The following is a 26,328-nucleotide window of genomic DNA, read 5'->3' as shown; positions in this document are numbered from 1 at the left end:
CGGCTCCTCCTCGAGTCTGTCGGGCGGCGGGGATGTCAGGCGTTCGGTTCCGGCGGCGGCGTCCGCGTCGCGTCCGTCCCACGGCGCGGCGCGGGCGACGGATGCCGCAGCGCGCCAGATCACGCTATCGCGCCGCGCTCCGCGGATCGGAAGCGGCATCGGTGGAAGCGGCATCGGTGGACGCAGCATGGGAGGAAGCACCGAGCGCGTCGGCCACCCCCGGGTCGGCGGCATGCACCTCACGGGTCGCGCGGGCGATCTCGTCGTCGCGACGCGCGGCATCCCACTCGAGCGTCGGCGCGACGACGTCGGCGACCTCGGCGATCGCGGCGGCCGAGGCGCCACCGGTGAAGGCGATGGCGGTGCGGCGCAGCAGGAGATCGTCGAGGTGGTCGACGCGCTCGGTGGCGGCGAGGTGACGGAGCTCGGCGGTGCTGTAGTCCGGCAGCGTCTCGAGCGGCCGGTCGTCCGCGCCGGCCGCGACGATCGCGTCGATCGTACCGACCGCGAGCGTGCCGTAGCGCTCGAGCAGCTGCGCCGCTCGGCCGAGCCCGACCGTCGACGCATACGGCGCGAGCCACTGGCGGCGCGCACGTTCGCTGACGGGGTAGCCGGCCCCACCACCGATCGGGAGCCCGCGCGTCGAGCGCAGGCGCGGGCGCGCGAGCTGTTCGAGGACCCGGTCAGCGAGGTGTTCGGCCGACGCCCGGAACGTCGTCCACTTTCCGCCCACGAGACTCAGGACCGTCGGCGCATCGGGGCCGGGGAGCTTCTGCGCCTCGATGCGGTAGTCGCGCGACACGAACCCGGGGGCCTCGCCGCCGTGGCCCGGCAGAGGCCGCACGCCCGCGAAGCGGTAGACGATCTGCGGGCGCTCGACGGGGATGCCGGGGAAGACGTGGCCGATGAGGTCGAAGAAGTAATCGACCTCGGCATCCGTGCACACCGCGGGCTCACGCATGTCGTGCTCGAGGTCCGTCGTGCCGACGAGAACCCGACCCTTGAGCGGGTAGATGAGCACGATACGACCGTCGGAGTGCTCGAAGAAGAGCTCCCGCCCGCCGGTCGCGGCGAGCAGCTCGGGGTGGTCGAGCACGATGTGCGACCCCTTCGTGCCGCCCATGAACTGCGTCGGCTCGCCGAGCGCGTCGTTCGTGAGGTCGGTCCACGGCCCCGACGCGTTGACGACGACCGACGCCGCGAAGGGGTACTCACCGGACTCGTCGCGGAGGACGATCCGCCCGTCATCGCTCGCGACGGCGGCGGTGTAGTTCACGGCGCGAGCGGTGTCGGCGGCGCGGTCCTCTCCCGGCGCCCGGCCGTCGCGCAGCCCGTCGCGGAGGACGTCGGCGGCGAGCCGCTCCGGGTCACGGAGCGAGGCATCCCAGTACGTCGCCGTGTACTTCACGCGCGGGTTCAGCTCCGGCAGCTGCTCGAGGGAGCGCCGCCGACCGTGGAACGCGTGGCGCGGCACGGAGGCGCGCCCGAACAGACCGCCGCCGCGCGAGAACGAGTCGTAGATGACGAGACCGATCTTGATGAGCGCGGCGCCCCGCTCGCGGGGCTTTCCTGCGCCGTGGAAGACGAAGCGCAGCGGAGCGGTGAGGATGCCGGAGAACGTCGAGAAGATCGGGATCGTCGTCTGCAGCGGCCGCACGATGTGCGGCGCGGTCTTCAGCAGGGCGTTGCGCTCGGTGACCGCTTCGTGGACGAGCCGGAACTCGCCGTTCTCGAGGTAGCGGATGCCGCCGTGGATCATGTGGCTGGATGCCGCAGACGCGCCGCTGACGAAGTCGTCGCGCTCGACGAGGGCCACGTCGACGCCCTGGAGCGCCAGATCTCGGAAGGTCGCGATGCCGTTGATGCCGCCGCCGATGATGAGGACGTCCGCGTACGGGCGGGCGCGGAGAGTCGCGCGCGCCTCCTCCGCGTCGGTGAGGTCGTGCCCGGTCGTCGTCCTGTCACCCATGATGTCGCTCCTCCTCTTCCAGGCTATGCCGGATCGGCAGGGCGTGCGCCGCCGATCCGGTCGGCCGGAGCGCACGTCACGGAATGAAACGGCGTCCGGGGCGTTGGTAGGATCAGAGCAACAGAACGTGCTCCGGGGTCGGTGAGAATCCGAACCGGCGGTGACAGTCCGCGAGCCCACGGCATCCGAGAGGATTCCGCGGGTTGATCCGGTGGAATTCCGGGACCGACGGTGATGCGACGAGAGTCGCGAGTCCGGATGGGAGGCAGCACGGGCGACGCCGTTCACGGCTTCGCCGCGCGAGCCGCGCCCCGGGACCCGTCCGTTCGATGGACTGGAGAGGGACGACCGATGGCCGGCGCGCCGCGCGAGAGCGAGATCGTGGATGCCGCGATGCTCCGCGCCCTCGAGCTCGCCCGCCGCGGGCCGCGCGGTCTGAACCCGCAGGTCGGCGCCGTGCTGCTGGCGGCGGACGGCAAGACCCTCGCGGAGGGCTGGCACCGCGGCGCGGGGACACCGCACGCCGAGGTCGACGCGCTCACGCGTCTCGCGGCGGAGCCGGGGCCGGATGCGGCGCGCGGCGCGACCGCGGTCGTCACCCTCGAGCCGTGCAACCACACCGGCCGCACGGGCCCGTGCGCCCAGGCGCTCATCGACGCGGGCGTCGCGCGCGTCCTGTACGCGATCGACGACCCGGGCCGCCTCTCCGGCGGCGGCGCGGAGCACCTCCGCGACGCCGGCGTCGCCGTCGTGCCGGGAGTCCGCGCCGACGAGGCCGCCGCGCTCCTCGACTCGTGGCTCACCGTCCAGCGCCTCGGCCGCCCGCACGTGACCCTGAAGTGGGCGCAGTCGCTCGACGGACGCGCCGCGGCATCCGACGGCACCAGCCAGTGGATCACCGGACCCGCCGCCCGCGCCGACGTGCACCGCCGCCGGGCGGATGCCGACGCGATCATCGTCGGGTCGGGCACGCTCCTCGCCGACGACCCGGCGCTCACCGCACGCCGGGAGGACGGCTCGCTGTACGACCACCAGCCGCGGCCGGTGGTCGTCGGCACGCGCGCCGTGCCGCAGGAGGCGCAGGTGCGCCGGCATCCCCTCCCCCTCATGCAGGACGAGGGCGACGACCTCGCCGACCTCCTGGACCGACTCCGTGAGCTCGGCGTGCAGCGCGTGTTCGTCGAGGGCGGGCCGACGCTCGCCTCGTCGTTCGTACGCGCGGGGCTCGTCGACGAGGTGCTCGCCTACATCGCGCCGACACTCCTCGGCGGCGACCGCCTCGCCCTCGGAGACCTCGGTGTGCGCTCGATCGACGGGAAGCTGCGGCTCGAGGTCGCGAGCGTCGAGCGGTTGGGGGATGACCTGTTGATCGTCGCGCGTGGTCTCGATACACCCGCGCTGCGCGCGGCCACTCGACCAGCGCAGGGAAAGGACTGACATGTTCACCGGAATCATCGAAGAGCGCGGCGAGGTCACCGCGGTCGAGCCCGCCGGCGACGGCGTGCGGCTGACCGTCCGCGGGCCGCTGGCCGTGTCGGATGCCGCGCAGGGCGACTCGATCGCCGTCAGCGGCGTCTGCCTCACCGTCGTCGACCAGGGCGAGGACTGGTTCACCGCCGACGTCATGCGTCAGACGCTCGACGTCACGAGCCTCGCGGGCGTCGCCCCCGGCCTCGCCGTGAACCTCGAGCGCGCCCTCGCGGCGCACACGCGGCTCGGCGGCCACATCGTCCAGGGCCACGTCGACGGCACCGGCACCGTCCTCGAGGTGCGCCCCGGGGCGCAGTGGCAGGTCGTGCGCGTCTCGCTCCCCCGCGACCTCGCCCCCCTCGTCGTCGACAAGGGGTCGATCACCGTCGACGGCGTCTCGCTCACCGTCAGCGCCATCTCGCCGGCGGGCGCCTCCGACCCCTGGTTCGAGGTCTCCCTCATCCCCGAGACGCTCGCCGTCACGACGCTCGGCCTCCGCACCCCCGGCGACCGGGTCAACCTCGAGACCGACATCCTGGCGCGGCACGTGCGGCGCCTCCTCGCCTTCAGCACACCGCCGACCGGCACACCGCCGACCACCTCGGCACCGAACGACACCGAAGGAGGCTCACGATGAGCCTTTCCCCCATCCCCGACGCCCTCGACGCGCTCCGCGCGGGGCGCCCCGTCATCGTCGCCGACGATGAGAACCGCGAGAACGAGGGCGACATCATCCTGTCGGCCGAGCTCGCCACCCCTGAGTGGCTCGCCTGGACGATCCGCTGGTCGAGCGGGTTCCTGTGCGCCCCCATGCCCGCCGAGTGGGCCGATCGGCTCGATCTGCCGCCCATGGTCGCGGTCAACGAGGACTCCCGCGGAACGGCGTACACCGTGAGTGTGGATGCCGCCGATCGCGTGTCCACCGGCATCAGCGCCGCTGACCGCGCGCACACGCTCAACGTGCTCGCCGACCCGGCATCCACCCCTTCCTCCGTCATCCGGCCCGGTCACGTGCTGCCGTTGCGCGCCGTCGACGGCGGTGTCCGCGAGCGCGCGGGCCACACCGAGGCGGGCGTCGAGCTCATGAAGCTCGCGGGCCTTCAGCCCGTCGCCGCGATCGGCGAGGTCGTCGCCGAAGACGGCTCGATGATGCGTCTGCCGGGCCTGCTGGAAATGGGCGAGCGCGAAGGCATCCCGGTCATCACCATCGAGCAGATCATCGCGCACCTCGAGGGCATCGCCCCCGAGGCGGCGTCGGAGCCGCACGCCCCGCGCCGCCGGGTGAGCCTTCGCGCCGAGGCACAGGTGCCGACGACGCACGGGCCGTTCCGTTTCCTCGCCTACAAGGATCGCCTGACCGGCACCGATCACCTCGCCGTCGTGTCGGGCGATCTCACTGAAGACGCACCGCTCGTCCGCGTGCACTCCGAGTGCCTGACCGGTGAGGCGTTCGGCTCGCTCAAGTGCGAGTGCGGGCCGCAGCTCGATGCCGCGCTCGACGCGATCCAGCGGGATGGCGGCGTCGTCGTCTACATGCGGGGGCACGAGGGTCGCGGCATCGGTCTCATCAACAAGCTCCGGGCCTACAGCCTGCAAGAGCGCGGTCTCGACACGGTCGACGCGAACCTCGCGCTCGGGCTTCCCGCCGACGCCCGCGACTACGCGGCGGCCGCCGGCATCCTCGCCGACCTCGGCGTCGAGCGGGTGCGTCTGCTCACGAACAACTCCGACAAGGTGAACCAGCTGCGCGCGCTCGGCCTCGACATCGTCGAGCAGGTGCCGCTGCTGGTCGGCGTCGGCCCCAACAACCACCAGTACCTGGAGACCAAGCGCGACCGGATGGGCCACATTATCGGCGCCGACGAGCTCGAACAAGCCCTCGCACAGGGGTCGGCGCACGTCGGCGCGCGGGGCACGGAGGAGAACGCATGAGCGGGCACGGAGCACCCCGGACCGCACCCGTGGATGCCGCGGGCCTGCGCGTCGTCGTCGTCGCGGGCCAGTGGCACGACGTCATCACCGATGGGCTGATCGCCGGGGCGCAGCGCACGCTCGACGCGTCCGGCGCGTCGTGGTCGCTCGTCCGTGTGCCCGGCTCGTTCGAGCTCCCGGTCGCCGCGAAGGCCGCCCTCGATGCCGGGGCCGATGCCGTCGTCGCGCTCGGCGTCATCATCCGCGGCGGAACGCCGCACTTCGAATTCGTCTCGTCGGCGGCGACCGACGGACTCACCCGCGTGGCGCTGGATGCCGGCAAGCCCGTCGGCTTCGGGGTGCTGACCCTCGACGACGAGCAGCAGGGCCTCGACCGGGCAGGCCTGCCGGGGTCGAAGGAGGACAAGGGCGCCGAGGCCGCGGAGGCGGCCCTGCGCACCGCGCTGCTGCTGCGGGAGCTGCGCGCCTGAGGCATCTGCGCGCGTGAGGCAGGAGTGTTTCGCCTCCTCGTCGCGCTCGTCACTCACCGACCGGCGTCCGACGCCTTCAGGTAGGCTGGGGGTATGGAGATCCTGCGGCACGTCGTCGTCCTCGTCCACCTGACCGGTTTCGCAATCCTCTTCGGCGCGTGGGTCGTCGAGGCTTTCGGGCAGCGCCGGTTCACACGCCTGATGACGTCGGGAATGGTGATCGCCGCCGTCGCCGGCCTCGCCCTCGCCGCGCCGTGGGGCATCTCGTACGACCTCAACTACACGAAGCTCGGCGTGAAGCTCGTCATCCTGTTGATCATCGGCGCGCTCCTCGGCATCGGCACGGCCCGCCAGCGGAAGACCGGCTCGGTTCCCGCAGGCATGTTCTGGGCCGTCGGCATCCTCACCTTCCTGAACGCCGCACTCGCCGTCCTCTGGCGCTGAGCCTCACCGCCCACACGCGCACGGGCACCGCCGGCCTCTGGCCCGCGGTGCCCGTGCCGTTTCGGCGGGCGTAGGATCGTATCTCGGACGCCGCGACCCTGCCGGCGCCCACGGTGCCCCCATCGTCGCGCGCCCGCCGCACCACCCCTGCCACGGACGCCGCCACCGGTGCGTCCCACAAGGACCTTCTGCTTTCTTCTGACAGGTCCCTTCCCGCATGTCTTCTTCCCCCTACGCCCCGGCCGACGCCTCCGGCGCGTCGGCGGCCCCCGCCGCCCCCACGAACCCGCGCTCGCGGGTCATCACCGCGAGCCTCGTCGGCACGACGATCGAGTTCTACGACTTCTACGTCTACGCGACGGCCGCCGTCCTCGTCTTCCCGTTCCTCTTCTTCCCGACCGGCAACGAGACGACCGCCCTTCTGGCGTCCTTCGGCGTCTTCGGCGCGGCCATGGTCGCCCGTCCCATCGGCGCGATCATCTTCGGCCACTTCGGCGACCGGTTCGGCCGCAAGGCGACGCTCGTCGGATCGCTCCTCACCATGGGTATCGCGACGTTCCTCATCGGATGCCTGCCCACCTACCAGAACATCGGATGGTGGGCGGCGCTGCTCCTTCTCGTCCTCCGTCTGTGCCAGGGCTTCGCGCTCGGCGGCGAGTGGTCGGGTGCGGCGCTGGTCGCGACCGAGAACGCCCCGAAGGGCAAGCGCGCCTGGTACGGCACGTTCCCGCAGCTGGGCGCCCCGATCGGCTTCATCATCGCGAACACGGTCTTCCTCGTGATCTACTTCGCGCTCCCGCACCCCGACGGCCCCGCCCAGCGCTCCGAGGCCTTCCTCGCCTGGGGATGGCGCGTGCCGTTCCTGTTCTCGGCCGTCATGGTCATCATCGGCCTGTGGGTGCGCCTCAAGCTCGTGGAGTCGTCGTCGTTCGACAAGGCGGAGAAGACCGGCGCGATCCGCAAGTTCCCCCTCGGCGTCGTCATCCGCCACCACTGGAAGGAGCTGATCCTCGGCACCTTCATCATGCTGGCGACCTACGTGCTCTTCTACCTGATGACGAGCTTCACCCTCGCGTACGGCACGAAGCCCACGACCGAGGGTGCAGCAGCGGCGGCGGAGTCGGCCGGCACGGCCTTCGACCCCTCGACCTACGTGCCGGGTCTCGGGTTCGGGTACACCGACTTCGTCATCATGCAGATCATCGGTGTCGTCTTCTTCGGCATCTTCACGCTGCTCTCCGGGCCGGTCGCCGACACGATCGGCCGCCGTCGCCTGCTGTTGTGGGTGACGGGCGGCATCGGCGTGTTCGGTCTGATGTTCACGGTGTTCCTGCAGCCGCAGCTCGACCCGAAGTTCACGGGCGCGCTCGTGCAGGCCTTCCTCGTGTTCGGCTTCATGCTCATGGGGTCGACGTTCGGACCGATGGGCGCGCTCCTGCCGGAGCTCTTCCCGACGAACGTCCGCTACACCGGCTCGGCGATCTCCTACAACGTGTCGTCGATCCTCGGTGCGGCGCTCGCCCCGATCGTCGCGACGGCGCTGTGGGCCGCGGCCGGCGGATCGCCGTGGCTCGTGGGCGTGTACCTGAGCGGCTCGGCCGTCCTGACCTTCGTCGCCCTGTGGCTTTCGAAGGAGACCAAGGACACCGACTACGACACCAACATCGGCGTCGGTGCGACCGGGTCGCTCTGACGCCAGACGGACACGGCGGATGCCGCGGGGCTTGGGCTCCGCGGCATCCGCCGTTTCGCATCACCTCTTGAGTTCGCCCGGGCAACGCAGGATAATGTGGTCAGACCATAGGTCTCCACGCAAAATCCTATAAAGAGAACCCCACAAAGCACAGGTGCACTCATGCGCAAGCTCGTCGTCTGCGGCGTCGATGGAAACTTCGGCGCCATCGCTGCGGACACCCTCCTCGATCTGGTCCCCGTCGAGCGCGTGCGCGTGACCGCGCCCACCGCCGAGGGCACGGCACGCTATCGCGAGGCCGGAGTCGAGACGGCGATCACCAACTTCAACGATCCCGACGGGCTCGCCGCCGCCTTCGAAGGCGCGGAGAAGGTGCTGGTCATCTCCATGCCCTTCGTCGGCCCCAAGCGCCGCGCCGCCCACAAGAACGCCGTCGACGCGTGCATCGCGGCCGGCGTCTCGCAGATCGTGTACACCTCGCTCGTGAACGCGACAGACCCGACGAACCCCAGCATCGAGAAGATCGACCACGCGTGGACGGAGGCGTACGTCCAGGCATCCGGCATCGACTACGTGTTCCTGCGCAACTCGCAGTACGCCGAGGCGATGATCACGGCGTACTTCACCTCCCTCCCCCAGGGGGAGATGGCCAACAACGCCGGCGACGGCCGCATGTCGTTCATCTCTCGGCGCGACTGCGCGGCGGCCGCGGCGTACGCTCTGGCCAATCGGTTCCTGCACACCGAGGTCGTCAATGTCAACGGCGCCGAATCGCTCACGATGGCCGACTTCGCAGCGATCGGCAACGAGGTCACCGGCGGCGCACTGACCTACCGTGCGATCACCGACGAGGAGAACTACGCGGTCTTCGACGCGATGGGCGTTCCCCGCACCACCGACGGCGACTTCCAGGAGGGCTCGTCGGCGCCGTTCTCCTCGGAGGGCATGGTCACCTTCGGCCAGGCGATCCGCGAGGACAAGATGGCGGTGCACACCGACGACTTCCGTGCACTCACCGGTCGACGCCCCATCACGGTGAGGGACATGTTCGCGATGAGCGACGAGTTCCAGGTCGGGGCACGCCACTCGGTCGACGCCTGAGCGCGCCAGCGGCTGCGCGCTCAGACCCTATGAGGGTGGGGTTCTGATGGTCTTGTAGGCCCAGGGCCTCACGGTGCAGATTCGTGGATCATCCCGTGAGTGGCTCGGGATGCCGACATGCAGCGGAGGCCCTGGTGTTCAACGAGCGTACGGCGATTGGTTTGGATGTGCACGCGCGGAGCGTGCGGGCGGCGGCGATCGACTCGTCGACGGGTGAGGTGATCGAGGCACGATTGCCCGCGGCGACGATGGAGGTCGTGGCGTGGGTGGCGCAGGTCGCGGCCCGGCTGGGGCCGGTGCATGCCGCGTATGAGGCCGGGCCGACGGGGTTCGGGCTTGCTCGGAAGCTCGACGCGGCCGGGGTGGCGGTGACGGTCGCGGCGCCGTCGAAGATCATCCGACCTGCCGGGGATCGGGTCAAGACCGACGCGCGTGACGCGGTGTTGCTGGCCCGGCTGTTGAAGATGGACGAGCTGGTCGCAGTCCGGGTGCCGACCGAATCGGAGGAGTCGGCCCGGGATCTGGTGCGGGCGCGTGATGATGCCCGGGTCGAGCTGATGGCGGCCCGGCATCGTCTGTCGAAGCTGCTGCTGCGCCGAGGGATCGTCTATGCCGGAACCAACACCTGGAGCCGAGACCACGACCGCTGGTTGCGCGCAGCACGACGAGACGGGCTCGACAATGCCGCGGACGAAGAAGCGCCGCCGAGCAGCCGGCCCGGCGGCGCTTCACCCTGCCCACTTGACAGAAAGCCCTACATATCAGTCGAGGAACAGGGCGCGCAGCCGCTTGGTCGTGAACACCAGGCCGACCGCGATCATCACGACGTAGTACAGCACGTGCCACAGCATGCCGACGCTCAGGATACCGGTCGTGAGACCCCGGATGAGTTCGACCCCGTGCCACAGCGGCAGCGCCATGACGATGTGCTGCACCCACTCGGGGTACACGGTGATCGGGTAGAACGTCGCCGAGAAGAGGAACATCGGCAGGAGGACGAAGTTGATCCAATCCATCTGCTGGAACGTCTTCATATAGCTCGTGACCGCCATGCCGAGGCTCGCGAACCCGAAGGCGATGAGGACGACCGCCGGCAGCGCCAGGATCGCGGTCGGCGCGAGGTTGAGCCCGAGAATCTGCATGATGATCATGAAGCCGGTCGCGTAGGCGAGGCCGCGCAAGAGCGCGTAGAGGATCTCGCCGAGGGCGACATCGAGCGGCCCGAGCGAGGTCGCGAGCATGCCCTCGTAGAGCTTGCCGTAGTTGAGCTTGAAGAAGACGTTCCACGTCGAGTCGTAGATCGCGCCGTTCATGGCCGAGACCGCGAGCAGCGCGGGGGCGATGAACGCGGCGTAGGAGACGTCGACGCCCTGCGCCGTCTGCACGTCGCCGACGAGCGCGCCGAGCCCGATGCCCATCGAAGCCAGATAGAACACCGGCTCGAAGAAGCCCGACAGCACGACCGCCCAGCTCGAGGAGCGCGCGGCGATGAGTCCGCGCTGCACGACGGCGCCGGGGTTCCCAGCCCACAGCGCCCGCACCCCGCCGCGGCGGGCGGTGGCCGTCGCGTCGCCGGCGACCGCGGTCATTTCGCGAGCCTTTCGACGAAGTTCCGCCGCGCCCAGATGTACCCCGCGACGCACAGCAGCAGCAGGTAGCCGACGTGGACGGCGACCATCCCCGGCGCGATCGCCGAATGGTAGGTCGCGAGGCGTCCGAGTTCGGCGCCGTGCCAGAGCGGCGAGATCCAGCCGATCCACTGCAGCCACACCGGGAGGGTGTCGAGCGGGTAGAAGGTGCCGGAGAAGAGGAACATCGGCATGAAGATGAAGCGCTGCACGAGCGCGAACTGCCCCTTGTCGTCCTGGATGGACGCGGCGTAGGCCATGAGCGGGATGCCGAAGGCGAGCCCCGCGAACACGCCCGCGAAGATCGCGAGCCAGCCCGTCTCGGGGTGGGGCACGGCGCCGAAGGGCAGCAGCCACACGATGAGGTAGTACGCGGCCGAGGCGACCACCATGCGCGCGGAGGCCGCGATGATCACGCCGTTCGCGATCTGCGGGCTCGACAGCGGCGACGCGTTGAACCCGTAGAAGTACCGCCGCCACTTGAACCCGGCCATGACGGGGTAGGTCATCTCCTCGCTCGCCACCGAGATCGTCGCGGTCGCGAGGAGCGCCGGCGCCACGAACATGAGGTAGGTGACCTCCTGCCCGTGGTCGACGATCGGCACGGTGATGAGCGCCGCGAGACCGACGGCGAGACCGAGGAGGTAGAGGATCGGCTGCCCGACGGCGCCGACGATGATCGTCCACCCGTACGCGCGCATCGCGCGCACCATGTGCTCGGTGACGTACCAGGTGCCGAAGCGGCGGGGCTTGCGCGCCCATTCCGTCGCCTCGGCGCGGAGCTCGTCGAGGGTCGGGTGCGCGGCGGTGGCGGGCGAGGTCATTCGATCAGCGACCTTCCCGTGAGACGCAGGAACACGTCTTCGAGCGAGGAGCGCCGCACGAGGCTCGTGAGGGGCTGCATCCCGGCATCCGTCACGCGCTGCAGCGACGCCTCGCCGTCGGACGTGTACAGGAGGATGCGGTCGGGGAGCACCTCGACGCGGTCGGCGAACCCCTCGACCTCCGCGGCGACGGCCGCATTCTTGTCGGAGCCGAAGCGGAGCTCGAGCACCTCACGGCTGGAGTGCTCGCGGATGAGGGATGCCGGAGTTCCCTCAGCCATGATGCGGCCCTTGTCGACGACGATGAGGCGATCGCAGAGCTGCTCGGCCTCGTCCATGTAGTGGGTCGTGAGGACGAGGGTCGTGCCGCGCTCTTTGAGACGGAACAGGCGGTCCCACAGGACGTGCCGCGCCTGGGGGTCGAGGCCGGTCGTCGGCTCGTCGAGGAGCAGGATGCGCGGGTCGTTGATGAGGCCGCGCGCGATCGTGAGGCGCCGCTTCATGCCGCCGGAGAGCTGGTCGACCTTGTTCTTCGCCTTGTCTTCGAGCTGCGCGAACGCAAGGAGCTCGTCGGCCTTCTCGGAGCACACCTTGCCGGGCAGACCGAAGTAGCGCCCGTAGATGTAGAGGTTCTCGCGCGCGTTGAGCTCGCCGTCGAGGTTGTCCTGCTGCGGCACGACGCCCAGGCGCGAGCGGATCTCCGGGCCGTACGCATCGGGGTCGAGGCCGAGGATCGACAGCTCGCCGGCCGTGCGGGTCGAGACTGCACCGATCATTTTCATGGTCGTCGACTTGCCCGCGCCATTCGGCCCGAGCAGGCCGAACGACTCCCCCGGTGCGACGTCGAAATCGAGGCCGTCGACGGCGACGAAGTCGGGCTTGCCCTTGCTCTTGTACGTCTTGACGAGGCTTCGGGCGCGGATCACGGGTTCTGGCACCGTTCCACCGTAGCGGCGACCGCCGACGCGCACGCCTCGCGGCCCGGGGACGGGCAGGATGGTGGTGACGAGAGGAATCCCATGCCCGAGAACGCTGCGAGCACGGTGCTGGTGATCGGCGAGGCCCTGATGGACATCACCGAAGGGCCGAGCGGCGTCGTAGAGACACCAGGCGGCGGGCCCGCCAACATCGCGCTCGGGCTCGGGCGCCGCGGCATTCCGGTCGCGCTCCTCACGAGCCTCGGGCACGACGAGCGCGGCGACATCATCGCCGCGCATCTGGCGGGATCGGGTGTGCGCGTGCTTCCGGCATCCTTCCGCCCCGGCGCGACCTCGACCGCGCGCGCGACGCTCGACGAGACAGGCGCCGCCACGTACGCGTTCGACATCGACTGGGCGCTCCTCGACGATGCCCTCGACGAGCATCCCGCCGTCGTGCACACCGGGTCGCTCGCCGCATTCCTCGCTCCCGGCGCTGACAGCGTGCAGACGATCCTGCGCGCGCATCCGGATGCCGTCGTCACGTTCGACCCCAATATCCGGCCCGACCTCGTGGGTCCCGCCGATGACGCCCGGGCGACCTTCGAGGCGATCGCGCGCCGCGCGTGGGTCGTGAAGCTCAGCGATGAAGACGCCGCGTATCTGTACCCCGGCCTCTCCGTGGCCGAGGTCACCGACGTGATCCTCGCCCTCGGACCGGAGCTCGTCGCCGTCACCCTCGGGGGCGAGGGAGCCGTGCTCGCGACGGCGCGCGACCGAGCAACGGTGCCGGCGCCGCGAGTCGACGTCGTCGACACGATCGGGGCGGGCGACACCTTCATGGCCTCGCTGCTGGCCGAACCCGTCATCCGGGCACGGGTGCCGCTGACCCGTCAAGACCTCGCCGCGATCGGCGCCCGCGCCGTCGCCGCCGCCGCGATCACGGTGAGCCGCGCCGGCGCCGACCTCCCCTGGTCCCACGAACTCGACGCCTGACCCGCCCCGCCCCTCCCACTCCCCCTCCCCTCCGCGCCTCGCCCTCCGGCCCTCCGCTCCCCCCTCCGCCTCCCGCCGCCTCTCCGCGAGACCGCCTCCGCCTCTCCGCCGCCGACCCTCCGCGAGACCGCGTGTTCTCGACGAGACCCGCCGATACGAACGCGGGTCTCGTCGAGAAAGGGCGGTCTCGCGGGAAAGGGGGCGCGGGGGCCGGGGCGAGGGGGCGCGGCGGGGCCGGGGCGAGGCGGCGCCGCGGGGCCGGCGCGCGGCGCGGCGGGGCGCGGCGCGCGGCGCGGCGGGAAGGGGTAGGAGCGGAAGGGGGGCGTGATCAGGGACTGCACATGAAAACGGGACCAAGATAGAAGGATCCCGTTCCCGAACCCGATGATCTCGACACGCCGCAGCCTCGCCGCGGCACTCGATCACCGAGGCTGACGCCCCGGAAGGTCACATGTCCTCCAGCCCCACCCGCTCCCGCCGCCCGCGCTCCCGGAAGGACGGCGGTCCGCGCGCGAGCCTCCGCCAACTCCTCCCGTTCGTCTTCGAGCACAAGGGCGTGCTGGTCGCCGTCGCGATCCTCAGCGTCTTCGCCGCCGCGGCCACCCTCGCCCAGCCGGTCGTCGTCGGTCAGGTGATCGAGCGGGTGCAGTCCGGCGGAACCCTCGGAACGCTCATCTGGGTGCTCGTCGCCCTCGTCATCGCCGGGTCGATCATCAGCGGTGTCCAACACTTCCTGCTGCAGCGCACAGGCACGGCGGTCGTCTATTCGAGCCGTCGCCGCCTCATCGCGCAACTGCTCCGCCTGCCCGTTCAGGAGTACGACGCGCGCCGCACAGGCGACCTCGTCTCGCGCGTCGGCACCGACACGACGCTCCTCTACGCCGTGCTGACGCAGGGCCTCGCCGACTCGATCGGCAACGCGCTCATCTTCGTCGGCGCGATCATCGCGATGCTCGTGATAGACCCGGTCCTCCTCCTGCTCATCCTCGTCGTCGTGGGCGCGTCGGTCGCCCTGGTCGGCGCTCTCAGCGCGCGCATCCGCCGCGCGACCGCCGCACAGCAGGAGAAGGTCGGCGAGCTCGCCTCCGGCGTCGAGCGCGCGATCGGGTCGATCCGCACGATCCGTGCGTCGGGAGCCACCGCCCGCGAAGAGACCGACATCGCACGGACGGCGCGGGGCGCGTACGACGCCGGCGTGCAGGTGGCGAAGGCATCCGCCCTCATCGTCCCGATCGCGGGGATCGCGCTGCAGCTGTCGCTGCTCGTCGTCCTCGGCGTCGGCGGGTTCCGGGTCGCCTCGGGGGCGATCACGATCGCGCAGCTCGTGACGTTCGTGATGTTCCTCTTCTTCCTCATCCAGCCGCTCGGGTCGTTCTTCGGCGCGATCACCTCCGTCAACCAGGCGCTCGGCGCGCTGGGACGCATCCAGGAGGTGCTCGACCTGCCGACCGAGACCGCCCGCGACGCCGAGATCGCCGCCCGTGTCGACGACGCCCGCCAGGCGCTGCCCGCCGAGGACCTCACCGGCCCGATCCAGACGGTCGACGACCTCCTCGCGTCGCGGAACCCGAACGCGATCGAGTTCCGCGACGTCCACTTCCGCTACCCCGCGGCCGTGGTCGCCGCTCGCCGCACCGCCGCCGAAGAGGTGCAGAAGACGCTCGCCGACGTGCACGCGGACGCGCTCGATGTGACGGATGCCGAGGGCGAAGTGCTCCGCGGTGTCTCGTTCGCCGTGCCGCGCGGCGCGCGCGTCGCGATCGTCGGCCCGTCCGGCGCGGGCAAGTCGACGACCCTCGCGCTCGTGGAGCGGTTCTACGACCCGGATGCCGGAGCCGTGCTCCTCGACGGGACGGACGTCCGCAGGATCGACCGCGCGCGCCTGCGCGCCCAGCTCGGGTACGTCGAGCAGGACGCCCCGACCCTCGCCGGCACGATCGGCGACAACCTGCGGCTCTCTTCGCCCGAGGCATCCGACGCCGCCTGCGAGCGGGTGCTCCGCGCCGTCAACCTCGGCGAAGTCCTGGAACGCTCGCCGTTCGGCCTCGACGCCCCCGTCGGCGAGGCGGGCGTGATGCTCTCGGGCGGCGAGCGTCAGCGTCTCGCGATCGCGCGGGCCCTGCTCGCCGCGCCCCCGATCCTGCTCCTCGACGAATCGACGTCGTCGCTCGACGGGCTCAACGAGCAGCGGATGCGCGAAGCGATCGACGCCGTCGCGGCGGGGCGCACACTCGTCGTCATCGCCCACCGGCTCTCGACCGTCGTCGACAGCGACCTGATCGTCGTCCTCGACCACGGCGAGGTCGTCGGGCAGGGGACGCACGCCGAACTCGTCGAGACCGTGCCGCTCTACCGCGACCTCGCCCGGCACCAGCTGCTCGTCTGAGCGCCGCCGCGACTGGCCACGTCTGGGCCGGTCTGGCCGCGAGACACCGCGTATGCACCGAGACACCGGCTTTGCACCGGTGTCTCGGTGCAAAGCCGGTGTCTCGCCGTCAGGGACGGCGCCGCGGCGGCTCAGGCCTGCTGGGCGACCTTCAGCCGGTAGCGGAGCGCCGCGAGTTCGGCGTAGAGGGCCGCGGGCACCTTGCCGTCGAACGTGCGGTAGAACTCCTCGGTGAGATCGGCCTCCTGCAACCAGAGCGCGGGGTCGATCTCGAACAGCGCGTCGAGGTCTTCCTGCGGCACGTCGATGCCGTCGAGGTTCAGGTCGCTCGTTTCCGGCAGACGCCCGATGGGGCTGTCGACGGCCGGGACCTTGCCCTCGATGCGACGGATGATCCAGTCGATCACGCGCGAGTTGTCGCCGAAGCCGGGCCAGAGGAACTTGCCGCCCTCACCCTTGCGGAACCAGTTGACCTGGAAGACGCGCGGCGCGCGGTCGAAGCGCAGCTTCTGCCCGACCTTCAGCCAATGGCCGAAGTAGTCGGCCATGTTGTAGCCGCAGAAGGGGAGCATCGCGAAGGGGTCGCGGCGGAGCTCCCCGACGGTGCCCTCGGCGGCGGCCGTGCGCTCGGACGAGATGTTCGAGCCGAGGAAGACGCCGTGCGTCCAGTCGGTCGCCTCGACCACGAGCGGCACGTTGGTCGCGCGGCGTCCGCCGAAGAGGATGCCGTCGAGCGGAACACCCTGGGGCGCGTCCCAGTCCGCGGCGATCTGCGGGCACTGCCCGGCGCTCACGGTGAAGCGCGAGTTGGGGTGCGCCGCGGGGCGACCGGATGCCGGAGTCCACGGGTTCCCCTCCCAGTCGGTGAGCTCGGCGGGGATGTCGTCGGTCAGACCCTCCCACCAGACGTCGCCGTCGGGGCGGAGCGCGACGTTCGTGAAGATCGTGTTGCCCCACAGCGTCTCGACCGCGGTGACGTTGGTCGACTCGCCGGTGCCGGGCGCGACGCCGAAGAAGCCGGCCTCGGGGTTGATCGCCCAGAGGCGACCGTCCTCGCCCGGGCGCAGCCACGCGATGTCGTCGCCGAGGGTCTCGACGCGCCAGCCAGGGATCGTCGGACGAAGCATCGCGAGGTTCGTCTTGCCGCACGCCGACGGGAACGCCGCCGCGAGGTGGTACGCCTTGCCCTCGGGGGAGATGACGCGGATGAGGAGCATGTGCTCGGCGAGCCACCCCTCGTCGCGGCCGATGACCGAGGCGATGCGCAGAGCGAAGCACTTCTTCGCGAGGATCGCGTTGCCGCCGTAACCCGAGCCGTACGACCACACCTCGAGGGTCTCGGGGTAGTGGACGATGTACTTCTCGTCGTTGCAGGGCCACGCGGCATCCTTCTCACCGGACTGCAGCGGCGCGCCGACGGTGTGCACGGTCTTCACCCACGGCTTGCCGGCGGCGATCTGCTCGAGCACCTCGGTGCCGACGCGGGTCATGATGCCGATGGAGGTGACGGCGTACGCCGAGTCGGTGACCTGCACGCCGATGTGCGAGAGCGGCCCGCCGACGGCGCCCATCGAGAACGGCACGACGTACATCGTGCGTCCGCGCATCGCGCCGTCGAACAGGGGCTGCAGCGTTGCGCGCATCTCCGCCGGGTTCACCCAGTTGTTGGTGGGACCGGCGTCCTCTTCGCGCTCCGAGGCGATGAAGGTGCGCGCCTCGGTACGCGCGACGTCGCTCGGGTGCGAGCGGGCGAGGTAGGAGCCGGGGCGCCACTCGGGGTTGAGCTTGATGAGCTTGCCCTCTTCGACCTGCTCGCGCAGCAGCGCCTCGTTCTCGGCGCGCGAGCCGTCGACCCAGTGCACGCGGTCGGGCTTCATGAGCGCGGTCATCTCGTCGACCCACGCGTACAGTTCGGCGAGCCCCTCGCCCTCGAGCGACGGCCGTGCGCCGAAGGCGCGGTACGCCGCGGCCGGGGCGGACGTCGCGGCAGCGACGCCGGTCGCGGTGGGGCGGGTGAAGATGTCGGCGATGGCCATGTCGGCTCCTTTGACGGTGGAGTGGGTGACGGTGGAGTGTGTGACGGTGGAGTGCGGCGGGTTCGGGTTCCACTCTGCGGGGTTTTCCGGCGCCCTTTCCGCCCGAATGCGCAGCAAGAAACGTGATTCTTTCGCTATCATCAAGGAATGCCCGCCTCCGCCCTCGAACTCTCGACCCTCGGCCACCGCATCCGCCATCACCGCGTCGAACGCGGGTACACGCTCGACGAGCTCGGCGCGATCGTCGGGGTCGCCGGCAGCCAGCTCAGCCTCATCGAGAACGGCAAGCGCGAGCCCAAGCTCTCCCTCCTCCAGGCGATCGCGCACGCGACCGGCACCGACGTCACCGACCTCCTCTCCCCCGAGCCGCCCAACCGACGCGCCGCCCTCGAACTCGATCTCGAGCGCGCGCAGACCTCCCCGGTGTTCCGACGGCTCGGCATCCCTGCCGTGCGCGTGACCAAGACCACCTCCGACGAGACGATCGAGGCGGTGCTGGGGCTGCACCGCGAGCTGCACCGGCGCGAGCGCGAAGCCATCGCCACGCCCGAAGAGGCCCGCCGCGCCAACACCGAGCTGCGCCTGCGCATGCAGGAGAAGAACAACTATCTGCCCGAGATCGAACAGCTCGCCGAACGCCAGCTCAAGGCCGCGGGGCATACCGGCGGCGCCCTCACCCACCGGACGGTCAGCATCATGGCGGAACGTCTCGGCTTCGAGCTGCTCTACGTCGATGATCTGCCCCACTCGGCGAGGTCGGTCACCGACCTGGAGAACGGCCGCATCTACCTGCCGCCGGCCTCGATCCCCGGCGGCCACGGCCTGCGATCGATGGCGCTGCAGGCGATGGCGCACCGCCTGCTCGGGCACACGCCGCCCACCGACTACGCCGACTTCCTCGAGCAGCGCCTCGAGATCAACTACTTCGCCGCGTGCTGTCTGCTCCCCGAAACGGCCGCCGTCTCCTTCCTCGCCCAGGCGAAGAAGGAGCGCGACCTCGCCGTCGAAGACTTCCGCGACGCGTTCGGCGTCACCCACGAAGCCGCCGCGATGCGCATGACGAACCTGCTGACCGAGCACCTCGGCATCCGTCTGCACTTCCTCCGCGTCGACGGCGCGGGCGCCATCAACCGCGTCTACGAGAACGACGACCTGCCGCTGCCGATGGACGTCACCGGTTCGGTCGAAGGCCAGATCGTGTGCCGCAAGTTCGCCGCGCGCTCGGCCTTCGGCGAGCAGAACCGCACCGTCGAGCACTACCAGTACACCGACACCCCGGCGGGCACGTTCTGGTGTTCGAGCCAGACCGGCAAGACCGGAGACGGCGAGTTCTCGATCACGGTGGGGGTGCCGTTCGACGATGCGCGCTTCTTCCGGGGGCGCGAGACGCACAAGCGCGCCACGTCGACCTGCCCCGACGAGTCGTGCTGCCGCAGGCCGGATGCCGATCTGACGGCACGCTGGGACGGAAAGGCGTGGCCGAGCGCCCGCGTGCACATGCAGATGTTCTCGCCGCTGCCGCGCGGCGCGTTCCCCGGCGTCGACGACGGCGAGGTCTACACGTTCCTCGACCGCCACGCGAACGGCTGAAGAAACGATCCCCCCGCCGGGCGTCGGAGGACGAGCGGCCGCGCACGTGAACAGCTGATCGGGGGCTGATCGGGGGCGCCGCGCCGATTTGAGCGCCCGGCGACCCGGGTGTACTGTCGATCCGCTGGTAAGGGTCGCCTTACCTCAGTCTGATCGAATCGACGCCTGTGTTCGCCACCTTCCTCATCGGCCTTCGCGAAGGCCTCGAAGCCGCCCTCGTCGTCGGCATCCTCGTGGCCTACCTGACCCGCGTCGGGCGCCGCGACGTGCTGCCGCGTCTGTGGATGGGCGTCGGTCTCGCGATCGCCCTCGCGCTCGGCATCGGAGCGATCCTCACGTTCGGTGCGTACGCCCTGACCTCTCAGGCACAGGAGCTCCTCGGCGGCCTGCTGTCACTCCTGACGGTCGCGATGGTCACGTGGATGATCTTCTGGATGCAGAAGACCGCGCGCACCATGAAGCGCACGCTCGAGGGCGGCATCGATCGCGCTCTGTCGAACGGCGGGGCCTGGGCGATCGTCGCGATCGGCTTCATCTCGGTGGCGCGCGAGGGCATCGAGACGACGCTGTTGCTGTGGTCGATGGTGCAGTCGTTCGGCGACGCCCCGGCCGCGCTCCTGGGCGCCCTGCTGGGTCTCGCCGTCGCCGTCGTGCTGGGATGGCTCCTCGCCCGCGGCATGGTCCGCATCGACCTGCGCACGTTCTTCGCGTGGACGGGCGGCTTCCTCGTCGTGGTCGCGGCAGGCGTCCTCGCGTACGCGATCCACGACCTGCAGGAAGCCGGCGCGCTGCCCGGGCCGTTCACCGCGGCCGCACCCATCGACCCCGTCACGGGCGCCGTCGCCGTCGGGTGGGCGGCGTTCCCGTTCGGGTGGGCGTTCGACCTCTCCGGGGCGATCGCACCCGGGTCATGGCTCGCCACGATCCTGCAGGCGACCGTCGGCTTCATGCCGAAGATGTCGTGGCTGCAGGTGATCGCGTGGGTCCTCTACATGGCGATCGTCGGCACGTTCTTCGTCCGCGGGCTGCGCCGGCGCCCAGTTCGGACGCACAGCACGGCGGGAACGCAGAGCGCGGCGACGGATGCCGTGGGCGCAGGCGTCGCGTCCGCGTCACCCGCACCCTCTTCTTCACCCGAACCTTCTTCTTCACCCGAACCTTCTTCTTCACCCGAACGCCAAGGAGCATGATGATCCGTCCCCGCCCCCTCGCCGCCGCGGCGACGGCCGCGCTCGCCGCCGTCGCGCTCGCCGGGTGCGTCGCGAAGGCCGACGTGGCCGCCTCGGACGCGCTCTCGGTCGAGTCGACCGACTCGGCGTGCACGGTCTCGGCGAACGCCGCGACGAGCGGCACACTGTCGTTCGACGTCACCAACGCGAGCTCCGACGTCACTGAGTTCTACCTGCTCGCGGACGACGGCCTGCGGATCGTCGGCGAGGTCGAGAACATCGCTCCCGGCGCCTCGCGCACCCTCACCGTCGTCGCGCAGCCCGGCAACTACTTCACGCTCTGCAAGCCCGGCATGGTCGGCGAGGGCGTGGGGCGCGCCGCGTTCACGGTCAGCGGTGACACGGTCGCCGCGACGGGCGACGACGCCGAGCAGAAGCAGAAGGCCGTCGACCTGTACGCCGCGTTCGTCAAAGACCAGGTCGAGCAGCTCGTGCCCGCCGTCGACGAGTTCGTCGCGGCGTACGAGGCGGGCGACGACGAGAAGGCGCGGAGCCTCTACCCCACCACCCGCGCGTTCTACGAGCGGATCGAGCCCGTCGCCGAGTCGCTCGGAGACCTCGATCCCCGCATCGACTACCGCGAAGTGGATGCCGTCGCCGAAGGCCTCGATTGGACCGGCTTCCACCGCATCGAGAAGGACCTCTGGGTGCCCGCGCAGGACGCGCTGAACGCCGACGGCGTCACCCCGGCGTGGCAGGACTGGCAGCCGTCGACGACCCAGGAGCGCGCCTCGTACGGCGACCAGCTGATCGCCGACGTCGGCGAGCTGAACGACTACGTGCACTCCGACGATTTCCAGAGCGCGCTGGACGCACAGGGCGTCGCGGGCATCTCCAACGGCGCGATCGCGCTTCTCGACGAGGTCGCGACGGGCAAGATCTCGGGCGAGGAGGACTGGTGGTCGGGCACCGACCTCTGGGATTTCGCCGCGAACGTCGAAGGCTCGAAGATGGCCTTCTCGCTCGTCGAGGACTTCGCCGCCTCGACCGGCGAGGACGGCGAGGCGCTCGTCGACGAGATCACCCAGGGCTACAACGATCTCGAGGCATCCCTCGCGAAGCACGGCTCGCTCACGGACGGATTCGTGAACTACCGCGAGCTCACCGACGCCGACAAGCGCGAGTTCACCGACCTGATCAACGCCCTCGCCGAGCCGCTGTCGAAGCTCACGTCGACCATCCTGGACGCGTGACCGTCGAGCGGCGACACGGAGAAGCGAAGGACGACGGATGGCGGACCTGCAGGGCGAGCGCGACCCCCAGCCCGCGGGCGGACTGAGCCGCCGCGGGCTGTTGGGACTCGCCGCGGGGATCGGCGCGGCGGGCCTCGCGGTCGGAGCGGGCGCGGGGACGGCCGCGGGCGTCGCGGTCGGGCGGTCGCGCGAGGCGGCCACCGGCGCGCGGGCGTATGCCTTCTTCGGTACTCATCAGGCCGGCATCACCACCCCGGTGCAAGACCATCTCCACTTCGCCGCGTTCGACATGATGGCGCGCACGAGCAGCGACGACCTCGTCGAGCTCCTCCAGGACTGGACGTATGCCGCCGCGCGCATGTCGCGGGGGCTCGAGGTCAGTGCGACGGGTGCGGTCGGCGGGTCACCCGACGCGCCGCCGGACGACACCGGCGAGGCGCTCGACCTGCCCGCAAACGGACTGACGATCACGATCGGATTCGGGCCGACCCTGTTCCAGACGGATGCCGGGGAGGACCGCTACGGCATCGCCTCCCGGCGCCCCACCGCGCTGCAGACTCTGCCGGCGTTCCTCGGCGACGACCTCGACCCGCTGAGCTCGGGAGGCGACCTGTTCGTGCAGGCGTGCGCCGACGACCCGCAGGTGGCCGTCCACGCCGTGCGGAACCTGAGTCGCATCGCCTTCGGCCGCGCGCGTCTGCGGTGGTCGCAGCTCGGCTTCGGTAAGACGTCGAAGACGACCGCCGATCAGGCGACCCCGCGGAACCTCTTCGGGTACAAGGACGGCACGGCGAACATCCTCGCCGACGACACCGCCGCGCTGACTGACCACGTCTGGGTGGCGGACGCCGACGAGCCCGCCTGGATGGCGGGCGGCTCGTACCTCGTCGCCCGGAAGATCGCGATGATCATCGAGACGTGGGACCGGCTGCGCCTCTCCGAGCAGGACCGCACGATCGGCCGCGACAAGGGCGAGGGCGCACCCCTCTCCGGCGGCACCGAGCAGACCGCGCCCGACTTCACGGCGGCGAGCGCGACGGCATCCCCCGCCATCGACGCACGCAGTCACGTGCGCCTCGCCCACCCCGACTTCAACGACGGCACCCGCATCCTCCGCCGCGGCTACAACTACGTCGACGGCAACACGAACCTCGGACGGCTCGACGCGGGGCTCTTCTTCCTGTCGTACCAGCGCTCGCCCGATCAGTTCGTACGGTTGCAGAAGGCGCTGTCGACCGACCTCATGGCCGAGTACGTGCGCCACGTCGGTTCGGGCGTCTGGGCGGTGCCGCCGGGCGCCGAAGCGGGCTCGTACATCGGCGCCGGCCTCTTCGTCTGAGCGCCCGTCGGCCGCGGCAGGTCTCAACCGCGGAGGAAGCCTGCGAACCGCGCGAGGGCGGCGGTGACGGATGCCTCGTCCGCCGCACCGAAGCCGGCACCGGTGGAGGCATCCGCCCCCGGAAGCGGCTGTGCCACCGGGTCGAGATGGTGTCGCCCGACGGCGAGCGAGTGCGCCCACGTGCCGACGATCTCGCCGTGCACGACGAGCACGGGCTTCACGGCCCCGTTCGCGCTCGGCCCACGAACCGCACCACGTCGGGCGACGCCGGCACGGTGCGGTCGGCGTAGGAGAGGTAGTACTCGTCGAACGGGCCGAGCGCGAGCACTCCGGTCAGTGCCGAACCCGGCTCCACGGGCCCCGAGGACACCCCGCCCGACTCGACGAAGAGCCCCTCCTCGATCTCTTCGACCCGATCGCCCGCGCCCGCGCGCGTGTCCCGCGCGAGCCCCAGCGGCACCCCCGCCCACCAACGGAAGTCCTCGAGACGCGCCGGGCCGTGCCCGCGGAGATACCGGACGAAGAACTCCGCGAGCGGGTCGGGTGGGCGGACGGCATCCGTGATCCACTCCTCCGTCGCGACGACGTACTGTTCTCGCGTGGGCGCGCCCTCTCGGGGCACGACCGGGCCAAACACGCACACCGCGCGCCGGCACAGCGCGGTCAGCACGTGGTTGCCGCGCATCCCGGACGGGTCGATCCCCGCCGCCGCGAGGATGTCCGCGAACTCCGCCCGCGTGAGCCGGTTGCCTCCGGCGAGCGCCGCACGTGCCACGCCCTCGGCCCGAGCGAGGTGATCGTCGTCGAGCGCGAGTGAGCGGTGCATGCCGGCCGCGTGACGGTTCTGCCGGTCGCTCGTCACCGACAGCATCCACTCCAGGTCGCGGGACTCGATGATGTGCACGGTGCCGCGCTGCGTCCACGACCGCACGAGGGCGCCACGATCGAACGCGGCATCCACCTCGGCGAGCGTCGGATCCCCCTCGGCGCGCACCGCGAGCGCCCACCGCCCACCCCAGAACTCCTGCGCCTGCGTGGCGGTCATGTGCCGCGCCGCCTCGACGACCGACGCGGCCGGCGCGCTCAGCCGGTGCGCGCGCAGCCGCTCGGCGCGGAGCGCTTCGAGGTCCATGGCCCCATCCTGGCGCGGACGTCCGACACGGGGCATGCCGGACCCGGGAATGCCCGAACCTGGCGCCGCGCTGAGAAGGAAGCGCACACTGGTCCCGTCCCCGGTCTCGCCGGACCGCCGCGAGGCGACCGGGGGCGACCGCGAAGGAGGATGCCGTGGAAGGCCTCGAAGTCACCGTGCTGCTCGGCCTTGCCGTGCTCGTCGGCACGGCGCTCGCCCCGCGCCTGCGCGTCGCGACGCCCGTCGTGCTCGTCGTCATCGGGCTGCTCCTCGGCTTCGTCCCCGCGCTCCGCGAGATCCAGCTGCCGCCGGAGACCGTGCTGCTGCTGTTCCTCCCCGTCATGCTGTTCTGGGAGAGCCTCACCACCTCGATCCGCGCGATCCGCCGGTCGCTGCGGTACATCGTCCCGATGAGCACGCTGCTCGTGGTCGCCTCCGCCGTCGCGGTCGCGTGGATCGCGACGTTGTTCGGGATGCCGTGGTCCACCGCTCTGCTTCTCGGTGCCGCGGTCGCCCCGCCCGACGCGACCGCCGTCGCGGCGCTCGGACGACTGCTCCCCGAGAAGATGTTCATGAAGCTCAAGGCCGAGAGCCTCACGAACGACGGCACCGCGCTGGTGTTGTACGCGATCGCCCTCTCCGTCGCTCTCGGTGAGACCGTCACGCCGTGGTCGATCACGGGCACGGTCCTCCTCTCCTACCTCGGGGGCGCCGCGGCCGGTATCGCGGTCGCCGCGGTCGCGGCCGCGTTCCTCCGCCGTGCGCACCGCACGATCGTCATCAATGTGACGCTCCTGCTCATCCCGTTCACCGCGTTCCTCGTCGCCGAGTTCCTGCACGCCTCGGGCGTTCTCGCGGTGGTCTTCGCGGGACTCATCATCGCCTGGATGCTCCCGCGCATCACCACGGCCGCCTCACGCCGGCAGTCGTCGGTGGCGTGGCCGTTCGGCGTCTATCTGCTGAACGGGGCGCTGTTCGTCCTCATCGGCCTCGAGGTGCAGTACGTCATCCACGACATCCCGGGCCGGCTCGTCGGCCTCCTCCTCGCCGTCACGGTCGCGGCGTGGGCGGTGCTGCTGGTGGTGCGTTACCTGTTCCAGCTCGTCTTCGCACCCTTCAGCCGACCGCCCGGCGCGCCGCTGTTCGGCCGTCACCGGGCACGGGTCGTCAACACGCTCGCGGGCTTCCGCGGCGCCGTGTCGCTCGCGATCGCCCTCTCGGTGCCCGCGACCGTCACGGGGGCCGGCGATCTCTCCGGACGCGACGCGATCGTGTTCGTCACGGCGGGCGTGATCCTCCTGAGCCTTCTCGTGCAGGGCCCGCTCCTGCAGGTCGCGCTGCGGTGGGCGCGCCTGCCCGCCGACGCGTCGGCCGAAGACGAGTACGAGCTCGCGCAGCGCACCATCTCGGGCGCCGCGCTGGCGGCCCTCGACGACCTGGCCGTCGAGCACGGCGTCAGCGACGAGGTGCGCGACCGCGCGCGGCGCGAGGGCTACGAGCGACTCGAGCTCGCGAACGCCCGTGCGTACGCCCGGCAGCACGTGGACGAGGCAGCGGATGCCGCGGCGCCGGTCGCTCCCCCGGCGACCTCCTTCGAGGCATCCGGCCCCGTGTTCGCCGTACCTGACCCGGTGCCGTCCCCGTCTGGATCACCGTCGCCTCCGGGCGGCGTCCCGGCGCTGCAGATGATCGCCGAGAGCGACGACATCGACCTCACCCAGCGCTCGCCGTTGCGCCGCTACGAGGAGGCCTCGCGCCTGAAGCTCGCGATCCTTGACCGCGAGCGCGAGGTGCTGCTGCGGATGCGCCGCGAGGGGACGATCGACGACCTCGTCGTGCGGCGCATCGAACGTCACCTCGACCTCGAGGAGGTGCGGGTGCGCGGCATCGACCAGGACGACTGAGACGGCAGGGCCCGCACAATAGCGGCCGCGTGCCCCGTGCGCCAGCGTCGACATCCGGCTGCGCGACCTGTCACG

General features: G+C 71.0%; 21 protein-coding genes, 1 pseudogene and 1 riboswitch. Of the genes and pseudogenes, 15 read left to right on the top strand and 7 right to left on the bottom strand.

Annotated features, from left to right (window positions below):
- Positions 1–124 precede the first annotated feature (124 nt).
- Entirely contained in the window at positions 125–1,969 is a 1,845-nt protein-coding gene (locus ACRVYW_RS04735) for a glycerol-3-phosphate dehydrogenase/oxidase (RefSeq protein WP_431802188.1), read from the bottom strand.
- Between the two features lie 124 nt (positions 1,970–2,093).
- Positions 2,094–2,244: riboswitch (FMN riboswitch) on the top strand.
- A 76-nt stretch (positions 2,245–2,320) separates the two neighbouring features.
- Here ACRVYW_RS04735 and ribD point away from each other — a divergent pair.
- From ribD to ACRVYW_RS04695, 8 genes and pseudogenes are all read left to right on the top strand, one after another.
- The gene (ribD, locus tag ACRVYW_RS04730; protein ID WP_431802186.1) at positions 2,321–3,406 is read left to right on the top strand and encodes a bifunctional diaminohydroxyphosphoribosylaminopyrimidine deaminase/5-amino-6-(5-phosphoribosylamino)uracil reductase RibD; all 1,086 of its coding nucleotides are present in this window, start codon (positions 2,321–2,323) and stop codon (positions 3,404–3,406) included.
- 1 nt (position 3,407) lies between these two features.
- On the top strand, positions 3,408–4,076 hold the full coding sequence (locus ACRVYW_RS04725) for a riboflavin synthase (protein WP_431802184.1): 669 nt from the start codon (positions 3,408–3,410) through the stop codon (positions 4,074–4,076).
- Positions 4,073–5,371, top strand: a complete 1,299-nt coding sequence (gene ribA / locus ACRVYW_RS04720; protein WP_431802183.1) for a GTP cyclohydrolase II — start codon at positions 4,073–4,075, stop codon at positions 5,369–5,371. The genes ACRVYW_RS04725 and ribA overlap by 4 nt, the downstream gene beginning before the upstream one ends.
- Positions 5,368–5,841: a 6,7-dimethyl-8-ribityllumazine synthase gene (gene ribH / locus ACRVYW_RS04715; RefSeq protein WP_431802181.1), complete on the top strand. Its 474-nt coding sequence runs from the start codon at positions 5,368–5,370 to the stop codon at positions 5,839–5,841. Before ribA ends, ribH begins: the two co-directional genes overlap by 4 nt.
- Before the next feature lie 93 nt (positions 5,842–5,934).
- A complete protein-coding gene (locus ACRVYW_RS04710; RefSeq protein ID WP_431802179.1) occupies positions 5,935–6,285 on the top strand; it encodes a Fe-S protein in 351 nt (116 codons plus the stop codon).
- Between the two features lie 217 nt (positions 6,286–6,502).
- Positions 6,503–7,978, top strand: a complete 1,476-nt coding sequence (locus ACRVYW_RS04705) for an MFS transporter (protein ID WP_431802177.1) — start codon at positions 6,503–6,505, stop codon at positions 7,976–7,978.
- 162 nt (positions 7,979–8,140) lie between these two features.
- The gene (locus tag ACRVYW_RS04700) at positions 8,141–9,079 is read left to right on the top strand and encodes an NAD(P)H-binding protein (protein WP_431802175.1); all 939 of its coding nucleotides are present in this window, start codon (positions 8,141–8,143) and stop codon (positions 9,077–9,079) included.
- Between the two features lie 83 nt (positions 9,080–9,162).
- Positions 9,163–9,660 (top strand): annotated as a pseudogene (locus ACRVYW_RS04695) (IS110 family transposase); the annotation flags it as partial.
- A gap of 180 nt (positions 9,661–9,840) precedes the next feature.
- On the opposite strand, the gene ACRVYW_RS04690 reads toward ACRVYW_RS04695, so the two are convergent.
- From ACRVYW_RS04690 to ACRVYW_RS04680, 3 genes are read right to left on the bottom strand one after another with little or no spacing between them, the layout of a single operon-like run.
- On the bottom strand, positions 9,841–10,668 hold the full coding sequence (locus tag ACRVYW_RS04690) for an ABC transporter permease (protein ID WP_431802173.1): 828 nt from the start codon (positions 10,666–10,668) through the stop codon (positions 9,841–9,843).
- Complete coding sequence (locus tag ACRVYW_RS04685) at positions 10,665–11,531, bottom strand: ABC transporter permease (RefSeq protein ID WP_431802171.1); 867 nt, start codon at positions 11,529–11,531, stop codon at positions 10,665–10,667. The genes ACRVYW_RS04690 and ACRVYW_RS04685 overlap by 4 nt, the downstream gene beginning before the upstream one ends.
- Positions 11,528–12,469, bottom strand: a complete 942-nt coding sequence (locus ACRVYW_RS04680) for an ABC transporter ATP-binding protein (protein WP_431802169.1) — start codon at positions 12,467–12,469, stop codon at positions 11,528–11,530. The genes ACRVYW_RS04685 and ACRVYW_RS04680 overlap by 4 nt, the downstream gene beginning before the upstream one ends.
- A gap of 81 nt (positions 12,470–12,550) precedes the next feature.
- On the opposite strand from ACRVYW_RS04680, the gene ACRVYW_RS04675 reads away from it, so the two are divergent.
- Complete coding sequence (locus ACRVYW_RS04675) at positions 12,551–13,444, top strand: PfkB family carbohydrate kinase (RefSeq protein WP_431802167.1); 894 nt, start codon at positions 12,551–12,553, stop codon at positions 13,442–13,444.
- A gap of 451 nt (positions 13,445–13,895) precedes the next feature.
- Positions 13,896–15,830: an ABC transporter ATP-binding protein gene (locus ACRVYW_RS04670; protein ID WP_431802165.1), complete on the top strand. Its 1,935-nt coding sequence runs from the start codon at positions 13,896–13,898 to the stop codon at positions 15,828–15,830.
- 131 nt (positions 15,831–15,961) lie between these two features.
- On the opposite strand, the gene ACRVYW_RS04665 is transcribed toward ACRVYW_RS04670, so the two are convergent.
- Positions 15,962–17,866 (bottom strand): phosphoenolpyruvate carboxykinase (GTP), encoded by a 1,905-nt coding sequence (locus ACRVYW_RS04665; protein WP_431802163.1) that lies wholly within the window; start codon positions 17,864–17,866, stop codon positions 15,962–15,964.
- Positions 17,867–18,013: 147 nt separating this feature from the next.
- Between ACRVYW_RS04665 and ACRVYW_RS04660 the strand changes: the two genes are divergently transcribed.
- The 4 genes from ACRVYW_RS04660 to efeB all read left to right on the top strand — a co-directional run bounded on the left by ACRVYW_RS04660 (position 18,014) and on the right by efeB (position 23,217).
- Entirely contained in the window at positions 18,014–19,456 is a 1,443-nt protein-coding gene (locus tag ACRVYW_RS04660) for a helix-turn-helix domain-containing protein (protein WP_431802161.1), read from the top strand.
- Between the two features lie 167 nt (positions 19,457–19,623).
- Positions 19,624–20,646 (top strand): iron uptake transporter permease EfeU, encoded by a 1,023-nt coding sequence (gene efeU, locus ACRVYW_RS04655; protein ID WP_431802159.1) that lies wholly within the window; start codon positions 19,624–19,626, stop codon positions 20,644–20,646.
- The gene (gene efeO, locus ACRVYW_RS04650) at positions 20,646–21,878 is read left to right on the top strand and encodes an iron uptake system protein EfeO (protein WP_431802157.1); all 1,233 of its coding nucleotides are present in this window, start codon (positions 20,646–20,648) and stop codon (positions 21,876–21,878) included. The genes efeU and efeO overlap by 1 nt, the downstream gene beginning before the upstream one ends.
- Before the next feature lie 37 nt (positions 21,879–21,915).
- Positions 21,916–23,217: an iron uptake transporter deferrochelatase/peroxidase subunit gene (gene efeB / locus ACRVYW_RS04645; protein ID WP_431802155.1), complete on the top strand. Its 1,302-nt coding sequence runs from the start codon at positions 21,916–21,918 to the stop codon at positions 23,215–23,217.
- 23 nt (positions 23,218–23,240) lie between these two features.
- On the opposite strand, the gene ACRVYW_RS04640 is transcribed toward efeB, so the two are convergent.
- Both ACRVYW_RS04640 and ACRVYW_RS04635 read right to left on the bottom strand, forming a co-directional pair.
- A complete protein-coding gene (locus tag ACRVYW_RS04640; protein ID WP_431802153.1) occupies positions 23,241–23,438 on the bottom strand; it encodes a hypothetical protein in 198 nt (65 codons plus the stop codon).
- Positions 23,435–24,349 (bottom strand): DNA glycosylase AlkZ-like family protein, encoded by a 915-nt coding sequence (locus ACRVYW_RS04635; RefSeq protein WP_431802151.1) that lies wholly within the window; start codon positions 24,347–24,349, stop codon positions 23,435–23,437. The genes ACRVYW_RS04640 and ACRVYW_RS04635 overlap by 4 nt, the downstream gene beginning before the upstream one ends.
- Positions 24,350–24,504: 155 nt before the next feature.
- Between ACRVYW_RS04635 and ACRVYW_RS04630 the strand changes: the two genes are divergently transcribed.
- Positions 24,505–26,253 (top strand): Na+/H+ antiporter, encoded by a 1,749-nt coding sequence (locus ACRVYW_RS04630; RefSeq protein WP_431802149.1) that lies wholly within the window; start codon positions 24,505–24,507, stop codon positions 26,251–26,253.
- Positions 26,254–26,328: the final 75 nt, after the last annotated feature.

Source organism: Microbacterium sp. bgisy203 (genome assembly GCF_965345155.1).
Lineage (GTDB): Bacteria > Actinomycetota > Actinomycetes > Actinomycetales > Microbacteriaceae > Microbacterium.
The sequence above is the reverse complement of the archived record's forward strand: the minus strand, read 5'-3'. Positions and strand labels throughout refer to the sequence as shown.